The organism is Brevibacillus sp. 1238 (genome assembly GCF_029892995.1).
GTDB classification, from domain to species: domain Bacteria; phylum Bacillota; class Bacilli; order Brevibacillales; family Brevibacillaceae; genus Brevibacillus; species Brevibacillus parabrevis.
This window is the reverse complement of the sequence record NZ_JARXWC010000002.1, coordinates 190,938-211,270: the sequence shown is the minus strand read 5'-3', so window position 1 is coordinate 211,270 and position 20,333 is coordinate 190,938. Positions and strand designations below refer to the sequence as shown.

General features: G+C 52.9%; 20 protein-coding genes. All 20 read right to left on the bottom strand.

Translation table 11 applies throughout. The annotated features are described in order from the left end of the window. Positions 1 to 9 precede the first annotated feature (9 nt). A complete protein-coding gene (locus tag M2298_RS04800) occupies positions 10 to 429 on the bottom strand; it encodes a hypothetical protein (RefSeq protein ID WP_007785265.1) in 420 nt (139 codons plus the stop codon). 108 nt (positions 430 to 537) lie between these two features. Continuing rightward, positions 538 to 885 (bottom strand): hypothetical protein, encoded by a 348-nt coding sequence (locus M2298_RS04795; protein ID WP_007785263.1) that lies wholly within the window; start codon positions 883 to 885, stop codon positions 538 to 540. Positions 886 to 1,110: 225 nt separating this feature from the next. Continuing rightward, the gene (locus M2298_RS04790; RefSeq protein WP_005827166.1) at positions 1,111 to 1,680 is read right to left on the bottom strand and encodes a manganese catalase family protein; all 570 of its coding nucleotides are present in this window, start codon (positions 1,678 to 1,680) and stop codon (positions 1,111 to 1,113) included. A 20-nt stretch (positions 1,681 to 1,700) separates the two neighbouring features. Continuing rightward, positions 1,701 to 1,967 carry a spore coat protein CotJB gene (locus M2298_RS04785; RefSeq protein WP_007785261.1) on the bottom strand — a complete coding sequence of 89 codons (267 nt, stop codon included), beginning with the start codon at positions 1,965 to 1,967 and terminating at the stop codon, positions 1,701 to 1,703. Further along, positions 1,957 to 2,199: a spore coat associated protein CotJA gene (locus M2298_RS04780; RefSeq protein WP_007785259.1), complete on the bottom strand. Its 243-nt coding sequence runs from the start codon at positions 2,197 to 2,199 to the stop codon at positions 1,957 to 1,959. Before M2298_RS04780 ends, M2298_RS04785 begins: the two co-directional genes overlap by 11 nt. A 150-nt stretch (positions 2,200 to 2,349) precedes the next feature. Next, complete coding sequence (locus tag M2298_RS04775; RefSeq protein ID WP_007785257.1) at positions 2,350 to 3,903, bottom strand: hydantoinase/oxoprolinase N-terminal domain-containing protein; 1,554 nt, start codon at positions 3,901 to 3,903, stop codon at positions 2,350 to 2,352. Then, the gene (locus tag M2298_RS04770; RefSeq protein ID WP_007785255.1) at positions 3,900 to 4,997 is read right to left on the bottom strand and encodes a DUF917 domain-containing protein; all 1,098 of its coding nucleotides are present in this window, start codon (positions 4,995 to 4,997) and stop codon (positions 3,900 to 3,902) included. The genes M2298_RS04775 and M2298_RS04770 overlap by 4 nt, the downstream gene beginning before the upstream one ends. A gap of 31 nt (positions 4,998 to 5,028) precedes the next feature. Continuing rightward, positions 5,029 to 6,345 (bottom strand): cytosine permease, encoded by a 1,317-nt coding sequence (locus M2298_RS04765; protein ID WP_280648286.1) that lies wholly within the window; start codon positions 6,343 to 6,345, stop codon positions 5,029 to 5,031. 33 nt (positions 6,346 to 6,378) lie between these two features. After that, positions 6,379 to 6,963, bottom strand: a complete 585-nt coding sequence (locus M2298_RS04760; protein ID WP_173595748.1) for a TetR/AcrR family transcriptional regulator — start codon at positions 6,961 to 6,963, stop codon at positions 6,379 to 6,381. 157 nt (positions 6,964 to 7,120) lie between these two features. Continuing rightward, on the bottom strand, positions 7,121 to 8,161 hold the full coding sequence (locus tag M2298_RS04755; RefSeq protein ID WP_280648285.1) for a 2-hydroxyacid dehydrogenase: 1,041 nt from the start codon (positions 8,159 to 8,161) through the stop codon (positions 7,121 to 7,123). 20 nt (positions 8,162 to 8,181) lie between these two features. Next, positions 8,182 to 9,036 (bottom strand): class II fructose-bisphosphate aldolase, encoded by an 855-nt coding sequence (locus M2298_RS04750; RefSeq protein ID WP_122965797.1) that lies wholly within the window; start codon positions 9,034 to 9,036, stop codon positions 8,182 to 8,184. 29 nt (positions 9,037 to 9,065) lie between these two features. After that, positions 9,066 to 9,824 (bottom strand): SDR family NAD(P)-dependent oxidoreductase, encoded by a 759-nt coding sequence (locus M2298_RS04745; protein WP_173595745.1) that lies wholly within the window; start codon positions 9,822 to 9,824, stop codon positions 9,066 to 9,068. Positions 9,825 to 9,838: 14 nt separating this feature from the next. Continuing rightward, positions 9,839 to 11,353 (bottom strand): FGGY-family carbohydrate kinase, encoded by a 1,515-nt coding sequence (locus M2298_RS04740; RefSeq protein WP_280648284.1) that lies wholly within the window; start codon positions 11,351 to 11,353, stop codon positions 9,839 to 9,841. Between the two features lie 21 nt (positions 11,354 to 11,374). Next, entirely contained in the window at positions 11,375 to 12,637 is a 1,263-nt protein-coding gene (locus M2298_RS04735) for a PTS galactitol transporter subunit IIC (RefSeq protein WP_280648283.1), read from the bottom strand. Between the two features lie 147 nt (positions 12,638 to 12,784). After that, the gene (locus tag M2298_RS04730; protein WP_280648282.1) at positions 12,785 to 13,363 is read right to left on the bottom strand and encodes a glycerol-3-phosphate responsive antiterminator; all 579 of its coding nucleotides are present in this window, start codon (positions 13,361 to 13,363) and stop codon (positions 12,785 to 12,787) included. Positions 13,364 to 13,535: 172 nt separating this feature from the next. Next, positions 13,536 to 15,983, bottom strand: coding sequence for a bifunctional diguanylate cyclase/phosphodiesterase (locus tag M2298_RS04725; protein ID WP_173595743.1), 2,448 nt, complete (start codon positions 15,981 to 15,983; stop codon positions 13,536 to 13,538). 38 nt (positions 15,984 to 16,021) lie between these two features. Further along, positions 16,022 to 17,353: a globin-coupled sensor protein gene (locus tag M2298_RS04720; protein WP_173599168.1), complete on the bottom strand. Its 1,332-nt coding sequence runs from the start codon at positions 17,351 to 17,353 to the stop codon at positions 16,022 to 16,024. Positions 17,354 to 17,621: 268 nt separating this feature from the next. Further along, on the bottom strand, positions 17,622 to 18,752 hold the full coding sequence (locus M2298_RS04715; protein ID WP_173599169.1) for a response regulator: 1,131 nt from the start codon (positions 18,750 to 18,752) through the stop codon (positions 17,622 to 17,624). After that, positions 18,730 to 19,560 (bottom strand): sensor histidine kinase, encoded by an 831-nt coding sequence (locus M2298_RS04710; RefSeq protein ID WP_173599170.1) that lies wholly within the window; start codon positions 19,558 to 19,560, stop codon positions 18,730 to 18,732. The genes M2298_RS04715 and M2298_RS04710 overlap by 23 nt, the downstream gene beginning before the upstream one ends. Beyond that, positions 19,557 to 20,210 (bottom strand): sensor histidine kinase, encoded by a 654-nt coding sequence (locus M2298_RS04705; protein ID WP_280648281.1) that lies wholly within the window; start codon positions 20,208 to 20,210, stop codon positions 19,557 to 19,559. Before M2298_RS04705 ends, M2298_RS04710 begins: the two co-directional genes overlap by 4 nt. Positions 20,211 to 20,333 lie beyond the last annotated feature (123 nt).

Sequence of the window (20,333 nt, the reverse complement as noted above, 5' to 3'; positions counted from 1 at the left end):
GGACGCGAATCAAGGCTTGACCTCGATGTTGAAGCGCTCGGATACTCCATACGACTCGTGGTTGTTGTGGGCCAATTCGACCGTAATCTCGTGCTTTCCGCTCGGGATGTCTTTCAAGACATAGCTTGCTTCAAACACTTTTGCGATTTTTTTCCCATCCAGGTACAGATGGACATGGCCTTCTCCCTGCTTGTTTTCTTTTCCCATGTTCTCCAGAGAAAAGGTAAAGTTGGTGACAGCCAGCTTGAGTTCCAGGTCATCTTGCGTGAGCGTATGCGTAACCTGGAGCGTAGGCGCAGCCTGGTGAGCCTGCGGCTGTTCTACCATGACATTCGTCTGTGCATCGTTTTTCGCATAGACGAACCACTCGACGAGCGCCGCGATGGCAATCAGCAGGAACAAGCGGAAAATCAATCGTTTGGTTTTCACCGAAAACGGCTCCTTTCCAAATTCAGTCATCCCACATTGTGCCCTGAAACAGGCCATTTATTCGCCGCGCTCTGAACCCGGTGCTCTTGAGGGGATTGACCGCAGCGATTAATGTTGCGGCTGGCTTCCGTATCCTTGTGTTTGTTGCTGCAAAGACAGCGGGACATTTGAGACGGATTGATGGACAGACAAACCCGCCTGCCTGCAAATGTTGGCGATTTGCTGCATTTGTTGAATGGCGATGTCATGTCCTTGAAGTGCTGTCTGAATCATATGTGCCGCTTGATGCTCTCTTTGCGCAATTTGTTCGAGCGCCATTGCATTTTTTTGTTCTTGCTGCAAAAGCTGTTGATACTGGGCTGATGCTTGTTGTGTCTGCTGGATCAGTTGCGCAATGAGCTGCTCGCATTTGGCCAATTGTTGTGCGATTTGATTATTGTTTGCAAAGGGATTCATTGGAAGCCTCCATTCCACTGCTTTTGTTTATGGACAAACTTATCATGTTTTCCCTGGTCGATGTTTATTCTCCAAAATTGGCTTGATCCGGTACATAATCACTTTCCCCTTCGTGAAAAGGAAAGATGCGATGTTGACCTTGCCCGTTATCGTGGATGTTTAACAAAAAAAGAGAGCTTTTCGCTCTCTTTTGCGTTCTTAGTCGTCTTCCCGCTGGCTATTTGCTTAAAAAATCGTCTTGCGGCCTTGTTCTTCCTTCAAAATCTCCACGGCTTCACGGAAGCGCAAGGAGTGGACGATTTCTCTTTCGCGCAAAAATTTCAGACTGTCCTGCAAATCCACATCGTCTGTCATGTCGATCAGCCATTGGTACGTGGCCCGCGCTTTTTCCTCTGCGGCGATATCTTCATACAGGTCGGCGATCGGATCGCCCTTGGCCGCGATGTAGGTTGCCGTCCACGGCACGCCTGCCGCATTGTTGTAAAACAGCGCTCTGTCGTGGTTGGCGTAATGGGCGCCAAGCCCGGCTTCTTCCAACTGCTCGACAGTCGCGTCTTTGGTCAGCTTATACACCATCGTCGCAATCATTTCCAGGTGGGCAAACTCTTCCGTGGCAATGTCTGTCAAGAGACCGATTACTTTGTTCGGGATCGTGTAGCGCTGGTTCATGTAGCGCAGCGCTGCTGCCAGCTCTCCGTCTGCCCCGCCGTACTGCTCGGTCAAATATTTTGCCATTTTCACGTCGCACTTGCTGACGCGAACCGGATATTGCAGCTTTTTCTCATAAATCCACATCGGTTATTTTCCCCTCATTTCTACACTTGCCATGGCCAAGGCTCGTCATTCCACTGCCACGGATATCCGGAATAGCTGCGTCCGAACCCTTGCAAGGGGCCGTACAACTTTTCATACTCATTCGCCAGCGCCCAGCGCTTTTCCGTGAGCTGGTTGAACTGCTCTATCGCGTTCATATCGGTAGGATGCGTATCGAGATACAGATTCAGCTCGACCAGGACGAAATCGATCTCTTGCAGCCTTTGCAACAGAGCGTAGTATTCTTTTCCTCGTTGTTCAGGTGCCATGGGAACCCCCTCCCCCTCTTCCTAAGTGATCCATCCTCGGGTCGTACGGGCTGTACAGAGACGGCCACAATACACCCGTGCGCAAAGCTTCGGCTGGAGAATTTTGGGGCAAATCAGGGGGCTGGAATGTGATAAACAATTGTGGCGGCACCGAGTATGTTTTCACCCGAATCGGCGGGCAAGGATCGTATGGACTTACGTAGGGAAACCAGTTACGTGTTTGCGGGTACAAGCAGGATGCCCTCCTCCATGTGATTTTTCCGGTTTGTCATGAATACGATATGCCACCTACCCAGAAGGCGTGATAAATGTCCCGGAATGCAAAAAAACAGGAGCCTGTTGTCAGCTCCTGTTTTTGCTCGTCATGCGATCAGCTTTGTGGTCATGCCTGCAAAAGCCCTGCCGCTTTTACGCGAATCAACAAGGCATTCCCCGGCAAATACGCCAACGGGATGTCTTCCATATGAACGATTTCCAATGACTGCGGATCAGCTCCTGCGGCAATTGCCTCGCGAATCGCTCCGGCTTTTGCATCCGCCAGTGCTGCTTCTCTCGTCTGCTCGTCCAGCGCGTATATTTTTTCGATTTGCCCGCTGACTTGACCGAGCGCCGCTCCGATCGCATTCGCTGCGCCAAAATGTTTCGGCCTGATCACTTCCGAGACGCCTTTCATCTGATCAGGCAGCAAGACGCTGCCGCCGCCGACGAGAATGACAGGGACCGGAGTCGGGCTCGTCTTCATCCGATCAATCGCATCCTCCACGGCTGCGACCAATTGAGCGTCTACCTGCTGGCAAAAAGCCCGGTCGATGCCTGCTACTTTCGCCCCCGGCCAGTCCAAGCGGCCCATGACGACTGCTACATCTGTCGCGGTCATCGTATCCCCGCCGACGATCAATGCCCGATTGCGCAACTGGTAGCCTACGCTGTCCGGACCAAGCTTGATTTCCTCGCCGGATCGGCGAACAATCGTGCCGCCTCCGATTGCGACGGAGAGAATGTCCGGCATGCGGAAATTGGTACGAATCCCCCCGATGTCGACGGCAAGCGAAGACTGACGTGGGAAACCGTTGATCAGAACGCCGATATCCGTCGTAGTTCCGCCGACATCGACGACCAGCCCGTCTTTTCGCCCGGACAGATGAGCCGCGCCGCGGATCGAGTTCGTCGGACCGCAAGCGATCGTCAAAATCGGGTAGCGAATCGCATACACGAGCGACATCAATGTCCCGTCATTTTGTCCGAAAAAGATTCCCGCATGTTCAATCCCGTTTTTGCCGAGCGCCTCGCGGAAACCTTCTGCCACCATTTTTGCCGTCTGGATGAGGGCTGCGTTCAAGATCGTCGCATTTTCCCGTTCCAACAGGCCGATGCTGCCGATCTCATGCGACACGGAGATCGAGATAGATTCGCCCAGCTCTTCGCGGACGATGTGCGCCACCCGCTTTTCCTGATCCGCATTGGCCGGAGAAAAGACGCCGGAAATCGCAATCGTCTCCACGTCGCCTTTCATCGAGCGGCAGGCGCTGCGGATTTCTTCCTCGTCCAAAGGAACGATTGTCCGACCGTCGTATTCGTATCCGCCAGACACCATATGCCAGTTCTCGCCTACGGCGGCCCGCAAGTCTTCCGGCCAGCCCATCATCGGCCGAACGGCTGTCGTGGCTGGCTTTCCGATGCGGATGGTGCCCACGCGGTTTAAGCGCTTGCGTTCTACAATCGCATTGGTGCAATGCGTCGTTCCGAGCATGGCGTACCGAACATGCTGCGGATTGACTCCGCTTTCGGCCACAACGCGGCGCAGCGCTTCGTAAATACCCGAGCTGACATCTGCTGTGGTCGGCGATTTCACCTCGTGGACGACTTGCAGCTGTTCATCCAGCAGCACCGCGTCTGTATTCGTCCCGCCTACGTCAATTCCAATCCGGTAGCTCATGCCTTTTCCCCTCTCTTTGCAACCAGTTGTTCCACAGGCACATAGTCAAAATCGTACCCGAAGTAGCGCGGCCCCACTGTCTCGATGCCTTTGGCCGTCCGCCATTTGGCATGGCACGGGAATGCCACAATCGAGACGCGCGCGCCGTATTTCAAGCCTTCTGTCGTGATCGGCATGCCTGTCTCTTTGTCCAGGACAGCGAGCAAGTCAGGCGTGGTCGCAAGCGGTTGACCGTTTTCCAGCGCGACGAGGTGCTCGTTTTGAAAGCCGAGAATCATTTGGCGTCCGCGATCGTGGTCGATCCCGTCAAAAGTCGCCTGGCCTTTTGTAAAGCCGCTGTCTGTCCGGCGGCTAATGTCGACGGTTTTGCCCGCAAACAATTCAAATCCGCCAAGCTTGTCCAGAAGCATACGCACCGGGCTCGTCTCCTGGCTGCGCGCGGTGCGCAACAGGGCGCCGATCTCCTGCGCCAAGGTCAGCGTGCCTGGAATGGCGCTTTGTTTCACCTGTTTGCCCGACAGCGGATAGTCGCACATCGCCGCAGAGCCGCCCATCTGGATGGTCACGCTGCGCGCGAACCTCTCCGACATGACGCCGTCTACCGGATACATCACGATCCCGTTGCCGCGCTCATCTGTCATCGCGGTTGGAGCCGGAGCCAGCCCGTCCAGGTAAAAGGTGACCATTTGCGCCTCCGGAAAAGCTCTGCCCATCGCATCTGCATCGAGGACGGGGATGCCTTTTTCCGCCGCAACGACCAGCGGAATGATCGAGTTGACCCCGCCGACCTCAATCGGCATCGTTACCGCCACCTTTTTCCCCAACGCTTGCTCGATAAATTCGAGGGCTTGCGTCACCATGCCTTCCGCCGGAATTTTCTCCACCATGACCGTAGGTGCCCCGATCATGCTGGAAGGCACGACGAGCGCGTCGTCGTCCAGCTCATCTACCGTCATGAGCGGAATCGGGCCGTACTTTTCAATCGCCTGCAACGCCATCATTTTGCCGATGTACGGATCGCCGCCCCCTCCTGTTCCCAAAACGGCTGCGCCTGCTGCAATGTCCTCGATCGCTTGTGCGTCAATGTATCTCATGCGTATCTTCCTTTCTGCGTGTACGTGTGCATTATCCTTTTGTGGCTGCTTCCTCGGCTTGTTGCTTCCTGCGGCTGGCTACTCCAAAAGTAACCTGGGACAACACGCCGCACAAAAAGCCGTCGAGCGCCGGAACCGTCGTCAAATGAAACAACCCCAAGCCATCGGGAGCCGCCGTTGTGCAGTAAGCGATGAACGAAGCGAGCAGCCACGACACCAGCGAGCGGGCAATCAACATGCGATGCGCTTTGTCAAAAGCAAAAGCCGCACGGTTGACGAAGTAATATTCGGCGATGCAAATTCCCCCGACGGGCGCAATCAACATCGTGATGAACGACAGGAACGTAATAAACCGATCGTAAATGCCCATGTAGGCAAGAGCCGTGGCAAACAGGCCGGCAATCAGCGTAATCCATACCTTGGGCGTTTTGCTGAAGACGACGGAAAAGCCGAGCGATGAGGAATACAGGTTGCTCGTATTCGTCGTCCACTGCGCGAGCGTGATGACCAAAATCGCGGGGATGCCCAGGCCGAGCGCCAAAAAGATCGTCGTCAGATCGCTCGTGCCCATCGCTTTCGACAAAATGATCGCCACGACGATCATGAAGCTGTTGCCGACAAAAAAACCGACGAACGAGGCGAGCATCGCATCTTTTCGCGTCCGCGCCCATCTGGCAACGTCAGGCGTGATAATCGTCCCGACGACGAAGATGCCGATTACGAGCGAGACAGCCATCCCGAAGGACAGCGGTTCTCCGGACAACCCAGTCTGCGCCATTTGCGAAAACGGATGATTTTGAATAGTCAAAACAATAGAGGTAACAATTAAGATGACCATTAGCGGAACAGCCCAGGAGCTGAGCTTTTCCAATGCTCGATAGCCGTATATGGCGGTAGACATCATGAGCAGTCCGCCAATGACCGAGAGAACTGCCTGGTCCATTTCAATGCCCAAAACGGAAGAAAGCGCTGTCTGGGCATTTTGGGCAAAAAATCCGGCCTGTACGCCAAACCAGCCCAGCAAGGAAATGCCGATGATGGCGGAAATCAGGCGCGCCCCGTACTCCCCGAAGGCGTAGCGGGTAATCATCGCAGTCGACAAGCCAGTGGCTGCGCCCATGTAAGCACATACGGCCCCCATGATCCCCAAAAGCAAGGAGCCGAGCATAACCGCCCAGATGGCGTCCCAAAAATTCATTCCAGAGCCAAGCTGCGCGCCGAGCAGCATTGATGAGATATCAATGCCGATGGCGATCCAGACGAGGCTGAGCGGAACCCACCCTTTTCGCAAGGCGAGTGGGACCGGCTCGCGTTCGTAGTCGTTTTTCTTGTTGTTCGCCTCTTCCATGTCATCTAACCCCCAGGTTCGGTATCTGTCTTTTTATGATCCGGCGATTCCACTCCAGAACAGCTTCCAGATGTTTTGCAGCTTGTGCTCAAACTTCGACTCGTCATAGTAGAGCAATTGCAAAAACAGTCCATCCATCAGGCACAAAAAGCCGTCCAACAGATCGTCAAGCGGACGGTCTGCGATTGCGCCCGCCGCGATTCCTTCCGCAAGCAAAGCGCGGATTTCCTGCGTCAGCATCTCCTCTGTCGCGCCGAAGCGTTCTTTCAGCTTGTCCTCAAGCGACGCAGGCGGAAACATCATCGCGCGTTTGTAAAAAATCGTCTCTTCTTCCTGGCTGACGTGATACGTAAAGGCGCCGCGCAAAATCTGGTACAGCCGCTCTTCCACGGTACCGTCCTGCGCTTGTTCAATCGCGCTTTTGACCGAGTGATAATGGTTGGACAAAACATCTTCGAAAATCGATAAAAACAAGTCTTCCTTGCTGCCAAAAAACGCGTACACGGCCGGAGTTGTCACCCCGACTTCTTTTGTAATCGCCGACAGCGGCGTCCCTTCATATCCGCCCTTGGCAAACTGGGTCAGGGCAACTGCCTTGATTTTGTCTCTCGTCGTCATGGATACCCCCCTTTTGTTTGTGTGACACTTTTACTTAATGATCGTTAATTAAGTGAATCTTATAGCGAATCGTCTGACAAGTCAATCCTTTTTCTCGGTGAAAAAACAAAGCCTTTGCTCGCGGCGAAACCGATGAGCAAAGGCTTTTGGAAGCTTGTTACAGTTGAGGTAATACTTCGTTTACAACAGGGACGTTCCGCTCTTTGCGGACGATGTTGGCCAAGTAGCCTGCCATCTGTTTCGGACTGTTCGTGAAGGCATCGCGCGTACTGCCCGCCATGTGCGGTGTAATGGTCACATTGTCGAGATGCAACAACGGATCATCCGCTGCCAGCGGCTCATTGTCAAACACGTCCAAAGCGGCTCCGGCAATCCGGCCTGCTTGCAGGTATGCCACCAATGCTTTTTCATCAATCAGCCCGGAGCGCGCCGTATTGATCAGAACTGCGTTCGGCTTCATTTGCGCAAGCTCGTGCTCCCCGATAAAATGCTGAGTCTTTTCTGTCAGCCGCAAATGCAAGGAAACGATATCGGCTTGCTGCAACAGTTCGTCGAGCGCCACTTTGCGATACGGAGCCGGCACTTGCTCGATGTACTCATCGTACACGAGAATCTCGCAGCCCATGGCGGTGAGAAATCCGGCGATCAACTGACCGACATTGCCGTATCCGATCAGGCCGACTTTTTTTGCAAACAGCTCGGGAATCGCTTCGCTGTTCGGAAAAGACTTTCGCCATTCCGCTTGCTTGAGCGCAGCGTGGGAACGGGCGATGTTGCGCACCTCGGAAAGAATCAGGCCAAGCGTAAACTCCGCTACGGCGCGGGCATTTCGGCCTGGCGTATTCAGGACGCTAACGCCGCGCTCTTTTGCAGCCTCAATCGCGACGTTCTCGGTGCCGCCGCGCAAAATTCCGATGATTTTCAGCTTGCTTGCCGCCGCGATCACTTTCGCAGAGACGGGGGCAAATTGAACGACAAGCACGTCATATTGCTCGATTCCGACAAAGACGCTGTCTGGCATGGTCACCGCTTCCGGCCCGTGCAGCTCCACCGCCAGATTGTCTTTTTGCAATTCTTCCAGCGAGTTGTGCTGCCATTCCCGCACCTCTACCTGAAAACCGAGCTTTTCCAACTCTTGCAGTCCTTCTCCCATCTCGCGGGAAGGAATAAACCGATCGGCAATCGCCAAAACTTTCATCTCTCTCACTCCTATATCTCTTACGCTCTGCCCAGCGAACCTAGCATGCGAATTTTGTGTTCTACCGTTTGCTCCAGCTCCTGCTTGATCGGAAGGAACATCTCTTCCGGCAACGGGTCGATTCTGGTCATTTCAGCGGCAGCCCGCTTCACGCCTTTTGCCATCGCAATCCGGCAATCGGCGTACAAGTTTACTTTGCTGATTCCGTGTTTGACCACTGCTTGCACTTGGGCATCCGGCGTTCCCGAACCGCCGTGCAGGACGAGCGGAACCGGGCTTGCTTGGTTGATTTCCTGCATTCTTTCCACGTTCAGGTTCGGCTCTGCCGTATAGACACCGTGCGCCGTCCCGATGGAGACAGCCAAGGCATCGACACCTGTTCGCTCGACAAACTCGGCCACCTGATGCGGCTCTGTCAGTTTCGACTCTGTGCCGTACGCGCCGCCCAGCTCGTTTCCGCCCACATGTCCCAGCTCAGCCTCTACACTGATTCCGTGCGGGCGAGCCAAGTCTGTCACTTGCCTGGTCAGCGCGACATTGTCGGCAAACGGCAGACTCGACCCATCGATCATCACCGAAGTAAAGCCGTAGCGGATCGCTTCCTGGACGAGATCGACGTCCATCGCGTGATCCAGGTGCAAAACGATCGGGATGTTGTAAAAGGGGGCGACTGCCTTGATGTATTCCGCCAGGTAGACGAACCCTTTCGGCTCTCGCAGGTTGTGCTCCAGACACATCAGGATGACGGGCGATTGCAGCCGCTCCGCCGTATCGAGAATGGTACGCACCATAATATCGCCTACGCAGTCAAAAGCCGGAACGGCGTATTGATTTTTTCGTGCATCGTTTGCTACTTCACGCAGTGTGGTCAACATCTTGCTTCCTCCTATCCTCTCTCGTGCTTCTATCTCATCAACATGCCGCCAGTGGCGTCCATCGTGGCTCCGGTGATGTAGTTCGCTTTCTCGGAGACGAGGAAAGCGGCGATATCCGCGATTTCTTCCGGTTTGGCCACCCGTCCCAGCGGAATCCGGTTGACGTAGTAGTCTTTTTTCTGTTCCAGATCGGCCTTGATCATATCCGTCTCCACAATGCCGAGCGCGAGCGCATTGACATTGATTCCTTGCTTCGCCACCTCGCGGGCAAGCGAAATCGTGAACGCAACTACCCCCGCTTTGCTGGCGGCGTAGTGCGCATGACCTGTCGTCGAGCCGTGGAAAGCAGCCTGCGAAGTCACATTCAAAATTTTTCCTCGGCGGTTTTCAGCAAGCAAATGATTGACGAAGCTTTGGCAGGTGAGAAACACCGACGTCAAATTGACATCCATCGTGTGATTCCATTCTTCCAAGGAAATGTCGGTCACCCAGTTTTTCGGCCATACGCCTGCATTGTTGATCAAAATATCCACGCTGCCAAATACGGCGGTCGCTTCAGTCATCAGTCGGTCGCAGTCTGCCTTTTGGCCGAGATCGGCCTGGATGGCGATGCACTCGCCGCCTTGTTCCCTGATCAGCTCCACTACCTCATTCGCACTGTCGGCGCTGCGGTTGTAATTGATGATGACTTTTGCGCCCTCTTCCGCCAACGCCAAGGCAATCGCCCGGCCTACGCCCCTTGAGGCTCCGGTAATAATCGCGCTTTTTCCTTTGATGCCAAAATCCATGTCTGCTCCATCCTTCACGAAAGTTTTTTCCACAACGGCTGCAATGCTTCCAGCACTTCCAAATACGCCTGGTACTTTTGCTCGTAGATGTCTCTATGTTGTTCTTGTGGCGTGTACATTTTGCTGACTTTCACCATCGACTCTGCCGCTTGCGAGAACGAATCGAAGTGCTTCGTTGCCACCCCGGCGCAGATGGAAGCGCCAAGCGTTCCCTGCTCTGTGCCTTCGACCACCTCGACAGGCAGCTGCAAAACGTCAGCGAACATTTGCATCCACTCTTCCGACCTCGTGGCCCCTCCCGCCAGGCGCACCGCCTTTGGCCGGGAGCGGTGGACGAGCAGCTTGTCGATATGCTGGCGGTGACCGAACACGACTCCTTCGTACAAGGCTCTGACCATATGCGCTTTGGTGTGCCAGCCATTCAGGCCGATAAAGCACGCTTTGGCGTTGGCGTCCACGTTGGAGCCGAACAAAAACGGAAAGAAGACGATGTGGGAATCTTCCGGCTTCGTGCTGGCTACCATCTGGTTGCACAGCTCATACACGCTAATGCCTTGCTTGAGCGCCGCGTCGTGTTCCTGGCTGAAAAATTCGTTGGTGAACCACTCCAGATTGCTCGCCGAAGTCGGACTGCCCTCCAGCGTCAGCCAATAGCCGGGGATGCAATAGATGGACGTCATGAACAACGCTTTGTCGACGACTGGCTCTTTCGTGATGTATTCGTTGATGCTCCATGTGCCAGCTACGACGCACAATTTATCCTCATCAGTGACGCCAGAGGCAATCGCCGACGCATCGATGTCGAACAATCCCCCCGCTACAGGTGTCCCTACCGCCAGCCCGGTTTCTTTCGCCGCCTGCTCCGTCACATAGCCGCAAATGTCAGCGGAGTATTTGACGGGCGGCAGCTTTTCCGCGATGCCTTGCAAACCAAATTCGGCGAGCAGTTCATCGTCGTAGGATACATCCTTGATGTTGAACAGGTTGGTGCCGGAGATGTCCGTCACCTCTGCATACGCTTCGCCTGTCAGCCGATAGCGGATAAAGTCTTTGCACATCAAAACCCAGCGTGCCTTTTCCAGCGCTTCGCGTCTGTTCGCTTGCAGCCAGCCCAAGAGCGCCACAGGCTGGCCTGCCCAGATCGATTGCATCGTCTTCGGCAGGACGCGTTCCGCCGTTCCGTCCTGATACCACTGCTCGACAAGGTGCTTGGCGCGGGTATCCGTCGAGACGATGCCGTTGCCAACTGGCTTTCCTGCTGCGTCGACGAGGTACAGTCCGTTGCCGTGTCCCGTGACAGCCACGCCCGCCACTTCTTTAGGATCGATGCCCGACTTTGCCAGCACCTCTTTTATGACGGACACATTCGCTTTCCACAGTTCTTCCATGTCTCTCTCGGTATGGCCAGGCTGTGGCATGATCATGACGGTCTTTCTGCTGGAAACCGCCAGCTCCCGTCCGTCCACCGTGTAGACAGCTGCTTTCGTGACTGTTCCTCCGTTGTCAATCCCAATCAAAAATGGTGCCACGTTCTCTCCCCCTTACTGGTTTCATGCAAAGATTGAGGCTAGTTTGATGAGAATCCAGCCGAGCGGAGTCGTTGCTCCCCCGACCAAGTTGGCCAACTCGGTTGTGGCGCTGACACCCTCAGGCAGCGAAACATGGACGAGATTCGCAGCGGTTGTGTACAGCGGCGCAATGCTTGTTGCCGCGTACAGCACGAACGCGACCATGACCAGCCCTGAGACGAACAGACGAACGAGATTCTTTTTCAAATACGGTGCCGCCATCGGGATCAAGAACACGAGCGAAGCCAGATCGACAAAAGGCAGCACTTTGTTACCAGGCAACAAAATCGCGAGGACCAGCGCCCCGGGAATGAGCAGCAGCCCAGTAGCCAACACAGCCGGATTGCCGATCAAGAGAGCCGTATCCAAGCCGATGTAAAACTCGCGGTCCGGGAAACGCTTTTTCAAAAACTGTTCCGCCGCCTGCCGCACGATCTCCAGCCCTTCGACCAGCACGTTGATCATCGCAGGCAAGAGAACCATCACCGCCGCTACTTGAATGCCGAGTGTCAAAATTTCCGCAATTCCGAACCCGGCAAGGATGCCGAGCAACACTCCGAGAATCGTACCAAGCGTGAGCGGTTCGCCCATCACGCCGTATTTTTTGGTGATTTCCTCCGGATCGGCCTTGATGTCCCGCAAACCGGGAATTTTTTCGATGATCCAGTTCACCGCGATGCCGATGGGCACGTAAATCGCCGATGTGGCATGAGCAAAGGAGACGCCTTTCAAGTCGAACTCTTTCTGGATTTTCGGCGCCGTAATGTCCGCAATCACAATCGCGATCAGGAAGTGAATGAGTGCAGCGATCGTGCCAACTGCGATGCTGTTAGTTGCCGCATACACGACACCGCCTGTCAGCATGAAGTGCCAATAGTTGAAAATGTCGATGTTGACTGTCTTTGTCCATTTCAACATTAGCAACAAAATATTCAAGAGAACAGCACTGAAAACAACGATCGGGACAATCGGCGTCCCCCAGCCAATTGTCGCACCGACAGGCCACCCCGGGTCAACGACCGTCAGCGACAGGCCAAAGCGACTTACCATCGCTTCTGCTGCCGGGCCTAGCGTTCCCAATAACAGGCCGATTACGAGATTGATGCCGACAAACCCGATCCCTACCAGCATCGCTGCCTTGAAGCCTTGTCCGACTTTCACCCGAAAGATCATCGCCAAAATAAAGAAAATAATCGGCATCATAACAGATGGGCCCAACTGGATCAAAAACTGAATGACCGCCATTCGGTTGCCTCCTTTGATTTGTTTTTCGCTTTGCCCTTGCACGCTCGTTCGCTTGCACCACCCCCTTTCCAAAACAAAAAACCCTACACAGAGCTAGCGCCTTTTCGCACTAACTCTCTGTAGGGTTTCGCATCTACACATAACCCGTTAACGTATTTTGTTGTCGCGTATGTTCCAAAGTTCACGCTTGCTTGTTGTCACACCGTTGATTCCGGCTGCGAACAGCTCGTGAACGACTTCTGCCGAATCGATAAAGCCACCTGCGAGAATCGGGACATTTTTCACGGCGCGGAACTGGTTCACAAACTGCTTGGCAAAAGGACCCGGGAGAATCTCAATCGCATCGAGATCGCTCATTTCCAGTCCTTTCAAACCATTTTCCAGCGAGCGTGAATCGAGGAGAAAAAATCGGTGAATCCCGATCAATCCTACGTTCTTCGCACGGTTGACAATTTTGGCACTCGGGGAAATGAGTCCATCTACCTGAAACAAGTCCTTGAGCAGCTTGATTCCCATTTGATCCTTGTTCAAGCCGCCGATCAGGTCCACGTGCACAATCACTTTTTTCTTGGCTTCGTGGCATTTTTGCGTCAAGCTTTTCAAATTTCCGATATGGACATCCGACAAAAGGATAACCGGAGCGTCGCTTTGCAGCGCGATCTGAAAATGGCGCAAGTCCCTGACAGAAGGAATCGTGACTTGGTTAGGAAAAAAATCAGTCGCCATCTTGAAACCCTCATTTGACATCTTGTTGGTAATTAAAGCGCTTTCGCCATTTATTTAATAACAGAACGAATCGTTTGTCAACTGCTCCTCACCGGAAATTCCGTTTTTTCAGATAAATCTTTTCCCCGTAAAAAAGGCCAACCCGGTGAGCGCGGGTTGACCTGCTGTGCCTCTATTCAAGGTGCTGCGCCTCGCGGGAAGGCATGATGAACATCGTCTCAACATCTGCCGCCGACAACGGGCTGGCGAAGTAATAGCCCTGAATTTTTTTGCAATCGTTTTCCGTCAAAATGTCCAGCTGGTCTTTTGTCTCGATGCCTTCGGCAATGACATCCAGCTTGAGGTTTTGCGCCATCGCAATGATTGTGGACACGATGGCCCGATCGTTGCGGTTTTGGGAGATATCGGTGATGAAGGAGCGGTCGATTTTCAGCTTGTGAATCGGAAATTTTTTCAGATAGCTGAGCGAGCTGTAGCCTGTCCCGAAGTCGTCCAGGCTGATGCGTGTGCCAAGCTTGTTCAGCTCCTCCAAAATGTGAATGGAGACAGCCGGGTCCATCATCATGCTCTCCGTGATCTCCAGCTCCAAATACTCCGGGGCAAGCCCCGTTTCTTGCAGGATATTTCGGATATACGTCACGAGGTTGGACTGATGAAACTGGTGGGAAGACAGGTTGACCGACACAGGAATGAGCGGTCCGCCTTCGTCATGCCAGCGTTTCATCTGGCGGCACGCCTCGCGCAAAACCCATGTTCCCAAGTCGTAGATCAAGCCGGTTTCTTCGGCTAGTGGAATAAACAGGCCAGGCGAGAGCAGTCCTCTTGTCGGGTGATTCCACCTGACGAGCGCTTCCACACCGATCATCCGGTTGTACTCGGAATGAAACTGCGGCTGGTAGTAGACGACCAATTCGTCTCGTTCAATCGCTTTGCGCAAATCGCTCTCCAGCTCGATGTGATCCAGCAGTTGGGCGTCGAGGTCATCCGTGTAGAACAGATGGCCGTTTTTCCCTTGTCGCTTGACCTTGTACATCGCCGCATCCGCTTTTTTCAACAAGGAGACGGCATCTAACCCGTGCTCTGGAAAAAGGGCTGTCCCGATGCTCGCCGAAATGTAGAAGTCGCTGTCCTTCAGATGAAATGGCTGCTTCAATGTGTCGATGATTTTTTGGGCAAGTTCCGATGCTTCCCGGCCGTCTGGCTCGCATTTGCAAAGAATCGTAAACTCGTCGCCACCCATCCTGGCGATCGTGACCTCGCATCCAGCTGCACTCTGCAAAATCCGCTTGCTCACGCCCTGCAAAAACAAGTCTCCGTAGGTGTGCCCCAAAGAATCGTTGATCATCTTGAAGCGATCCACATCGAGCACCATGACGGCAAACGTTTTTTGCTCGGAAGCGCTGCGCTCGATCGCCTCCTCCAGCAGTTGATTGAACCTTCTGCGATTCGGCAAGCCCGTCAGTTCATCATGGTACGCCAAGTATTCGATTTTTTGCTTGGCTGCGTTTTCTTCTGTGATATCCTTGACGATGATGTGTGTACCGACGATTTCTCCCGCGATTTCCACAGGTACTTTCATCACGCTCAGCTTGATGACATCGCCACCGGGGTAGCTCCACGCTGTTTCAAAGCTGTTCAGATGCTGCGCCGTCGTCTCGTAGAACAAGCTTCTGGTCTGCTCTCTCTCTGCTCTCGGAATGTGCAATCCGATCTGGGCGACGTGGCGATTGATATATTGCTCGGTGATCAACCCGGTTATTTTTTGCACCGCCGGATTCATGTCGATGACCATGCCTGTCTTATCCAGAGAAATAATCCCGTACTCATTGTTTTTATACAAAGATCGATACCAGCTCTCGTTTTCCTCGATCTCGGAATCTTTTTGCGAAAAGCGCTTGTTGATGAACACGCCTATGAGCGTGACGCCCAATAGCAAAAACGTAGCAAACACAATGACGTACGCAAGCGTCTCCGGCTGCATCTGCATTTGCACATGCTCCCGCACAAGCGAGTCTGTGTGGAAGCTGGCGGCGACCATGCCCGTGTAATGCATGCCCGCGATGGCCGCTCCCATGATCAGGGCGCTGCCCAGCTTGTACAAGGACGCGTAGCGCGTCTGATCTTTGCGGAAGTAAAACAGCAGCCAGAGCGCTGCCACCGAAGCCGTACCCGCAATGATGACGGACAGGACGACCCACCAGCTGTCATACGTAATCCCGATGATCATCGCTGCCATTCCGGTGTAGTGCATGCCGGATATCCCCGCAGCCATGAAAGCTCCCGAGATGACGAGCTCCTTTGGCGTCAGCTCGTCTTTGGTCACGGTGTACAAAGCGATGCTGGAAACAAAAATAGCGAGTACGACAGACAAGATGACGTAGGCCATATCGTACATAACATGGATCGGCAAAGTCAGGGCCAGCATGCCGACAAAGTGCATGGACCAGATGCCCAGCCCCATGGATGTTGCTCCGAAAATCAGCCACAGCACGCGATGTTTTCCCCGACTGATTGTCACTCTGCCTGCCAGATCGAGAGCAGAGTAGGAAGCGGTGACGGCGATTAAATAAGATAAAACAACAAGAAAGCTATCATAAGTTCCGTGAAGTTGGTGTTGCACTCTCTTCCCCCCGCTTTCCTCTGATGACTTGCACAGCGTTACGCTATGCCCGCAGCCTCTTGAAGCGTTTCAGCCGAGATGACCACCTGTTGTGTGGCAACCCCAATTTCCTCCATGCTTTGTACCAGAACGCGCATGCCTGCCTCGACGTTTTCAACCTCGCCAAGACTGCGTGCCATCGACTGGACGATGTGCGCAAACGATTCTTCTGTCGCTTCGGATTCCGCCTTGCTCGCCTGCACGAGTTGATGAACCTCCTGAATCGCGCCCACGACCTCTTCGGTATATGTACGGGTTTGGACGATGTAGGAATTGATCTGTTCCACTGACAGCTTCGTTTGCTCGGACAGCTTGCGAACTTCCTGGGCCACCACAGCAAATCCTTTGCCATGCTCTTGCGCCCGTGCCGCTTCAATCGCCGAATTAAGCGCCAGCAAATTGGTTTGCCCTGCGATGTCCTGGACGATTTTGATGACCGTGCCAATCTCGCGTACGGATTGGTTCAACAGCTCCACGCTTTTTTCCATCGTATTCGTCCGGTTGAAAATCGCTTCGATCCGCCCTTCCAGCTCGCCCAGCTTCACTTTGCCCTGCGATGCCAGATGCTGCGTCTCTCTCGATGTCTGCGCTCCCGAGCGAACACTGCGGTTTACTTCGTTGCTGCTGGAGATCAGTTCTTGCATCGAAGCACTCGTCTGCTCGGCAATCGACGTCATCTGCTCGCAAACCGTAAAAATTTTCGCCTTCAGCTCTTCCTTGACCTGTTCATACTGCTTCTGTTTTTGGCGCAAATTTTCTTTTTCGTAAGCTTCCAGGACGATTTGCTGTTCAAAATTGAGGATTTTCGAAATCACTTTGCCAATTCGGACACTTTCCACTCGATTCTCAATATTTTCGTGGACGATATCGAGCAATGTACTTTGCAAGTTTTGAAAGGCCCCCATGTACCACTTCGGCTCCAGGCCGATTCGATAGTGCACTTCTGCTACACGAATCCGCTTTTGCAAAAACTCGCCGTCGATTTGCCCGCTGAACATCTCGATCAGATGCCGCTCCAACGTCTTTTGCAGCCGTTCCAGCGTGCTGTTGTCCAGGATGATTTGTTTCAGTTCTTCGACATTGGTAATCGTCTGGTAGAAAGCGGACACAATCTCGCGAATATGTGCCTGGATCAGTTTCTGGATCGAGCTTGCCAGCCGGATTTCCTCTATGGTCAAATCAATCATTTCCAGCTGCTTCAAGATCGTCGGATCGGTCACGTCAATCTTTGCTTTTGCGCGATCTTGCTGATCAAGCCACCTGGAATGCTCCATCGGCTTTTTCCGGCTTCCCCACAAACTGTGAAAAAACGAAAATGGACATTTGCTCATGCTCTTCTTCATCCCCTATTCCCAATTCAAACCAGCTACAAACATTGCTTCAGATGCAGTCCCCCAACTGCAACCTATTCTTTAGGCAAATAGACCCTCTTTATGATACAACATCCACCTGAAAGATTTTTGAAACCGTCGCACTTTTTTTGGAAAAAACCTATTTTTTCATGGAAACGCAATATTTATAGGCAAAAAATACTAAAAACAAAAATAGAAATAGGTTTTTTTCATCAAAAAATCCGACCTGTAAAAAGTCGGCTCTTCGTTATGATTTTTGTTTCCACTGCGCAAACCACGCTTGAACCGCCGGATGAGCCTGGGCGTCAAACTCAGTTCGTAGCATAGACACGAGCAAGTCGTATTGCTTTTCCACGGAAAAACGATCGCCAAGCTTGGCGTAAAGACGCATCAGTTCATAATAGAGTGCTTCTTCGGAAGGCAAGATTTTTTGGACGTGCAAATAATGCGAAACGGCCTGTGTCAACTGGTTGCGCTCTACGAAAAAGCGAAAAATGTCATGCGCATGCTGAAGAAATTTTCCGCGCAGTCGGATTCGTTCGGTTTCAGCCCACAAGTAATGATGGTCAGCCAAGTAATCTCCGCGGTACTGCTGTAATACGGACAGATGCACGTCCAATGTTTCCGGATCAAGCGGTGGCGCGGTGTTCAGGTTGGCTTCCCACTCCTGCACGTCCAGTCTCGTGCCATTCATCTCCAGCAAGTAGCCTTCGTCACAGTTGACGATCTGAACGCTCATTTTTTCTTCATTGATGACTTTTCTGATCTGATAAACGGTCGTATAAAGCTGCGTAATCCCTTTTTTCCAATCGATTCCCGGCCAAAACTGGTCGAGAAGAACTTGTTTTTTGACAACCGTTCCCCGGTGGTGTAGCAAAAAGGCGAAAATTTCTTGTGCTTTTACGGTTTTCCAGCGCAACGTCAGCGGCTTTTGGCCAGCCAGCTCTAGTTGCAAAGAGCGAAGGCTGTGGATCAATCCGTTTTCCGGATCAGCATTACGAGCTGCAACAGCCTCAAGCGGCGCTTGTTTGCCGAGTCGCTGAATCGTTTTTTGCAAGCGCTCATGTTGAATCGGCTTCAAAATGTAATCCAGCGCATTCAGCTCAAAAGCCTTGATTGCGTATTCGTCGTATGCCGTCACAAAAACGATCGCCATGTGCGGATACAGCTGCAAAATTCGCTCGGCTAACTCGATTCCGTTGACACCTGGCATCTGAATGTCCAGAAACACCGCATCCATTGGTTCCTGGGTGATTCGTTCGAGAGCCAACTGCGGGTTGCGGTATTGTCCCAAAATGTTCAGCCCGCCGATGCGTTCAAGCTCCTGTGCGAGATGGCGAAGGGCAAGCGGCTCGTCATCCACGATGATTACTTTCATACGAAATCCCTACCTTTTCCAGCGGCAGACGAATCAAAATCTCGGTTCCTGTCCCTTGTGCACTGTTGATCCGCAATCCTTGGCCGAACAGTTGCCTTAATCGCCGCTCGATATTTTTCAAGCCGATTCCACCAGACAATGAATCTGTAAATAAATGTTCGAGGACATCCGCAGCGATGCCAACGCCGTCATCCTCTACCGCGACGCACACATGCTCGTCTGTTCGGTAGACACGAATGAGCACATGTCCCCCTTCAGCCTGCTGCATAATGCCATGGCGAATCGCATTTTCCACCAGCGTTTGCAACGTCAGAGGCGGGATCAAAAAATCAGTCGTGGTGGAGATTTCAATCTGATAGGAGAGCCAATCTTCAAATCTGACCTTCTCGATGTGCAAGTAAGAACGAACCAGCGCCAATTCCCGTTCGAACGGAATGAGCGGCTCCGAGCTTTCAAACCGGAAGCTCTCCCGCAAATATTGCCCAAATTCATTTAACAAGGAAGCCATCCGGTCAGGTTCACTCCGACTCAGCGACGCAATGGAATTAAGCGTATTTTCATCCTGTTTCCCAGAATTTGCATAGCCTCCCGTCCATCCCGCGCTGTCGTCATCCACGACTAAAATTTCCGCTTCCGCCAATGCTCCCTCGCCGCTCGGCGCAACGCTGACACGATCGGCTCGCATCGTTGGCTTCGGCAGCACAGCTTCAACAAGCTTTCGCGAAACCTCTTGCTGTCCTGTATTCGCCAATGGAATAGCCAGGCGGTATACGACATCTTCAGGAGAATCAGCGTGAACCGTTATCACTCCGTCATTCCCTCGCCCTGCAACCGGATGGAAATGTCGGCAAACGGCTCCTTTACGCTCGCCTCAATGATGATTTTCCCGCGAATCACTTTCTTTTGAGCGTGGATCAAAATGCTCATGAGCAGCTGATCCATTCTCTCCTCATCCGCTAAAATGGGCGGAAACCCCAAAGGAATCTTGTTCTCGAACAAGACGCTGTGATCAAAATCGAGGTAGTACAGCCTCTCGATTCCTTCGTTGACCACTGAGCGAAAGTCAATCGGTCGAACTTGCAGCAGCATAGTTTTGTTGCGCAAGCGGGAAAAGTCGAGCAAGTCATTGACCATGCTTCTGATCGTCCAGCCTACAGAAGTGATAATCCGCAGGTCATGCCTCTGGTCAGGCGTCAGTTTGTCGTCCTCATGCAATCGCGCATCTGCAATGCTGATCGTCGCATTGAGCGGCGTTACCATTTGCTCGGAAATGCTCGCCATAAATTCATTTTTGAACTTGTCGACAAGCAGCATTTCCTGTGTGATCTTCTCGGTCTTGCGGTAAGCGAGAATGACTTGTTGCAGGAACAAAAAAGAAATGACTACGAGGAAGCTGAAGTTTTGAAAGAAGTACCAGCCGCCTTGTTCCGTGATTCCAAAAATGATTAGCGCGTTCAACAAAGCTTCCGATGCAAACAGACAAAAAGCCAGAAACTCATACCAGGCCCCCTCCTCTTTGCTTCGCAAGCTCCAAATGAGCAGAACGAGTATGAAAATATACATCAAGGTAGAGACAAGATT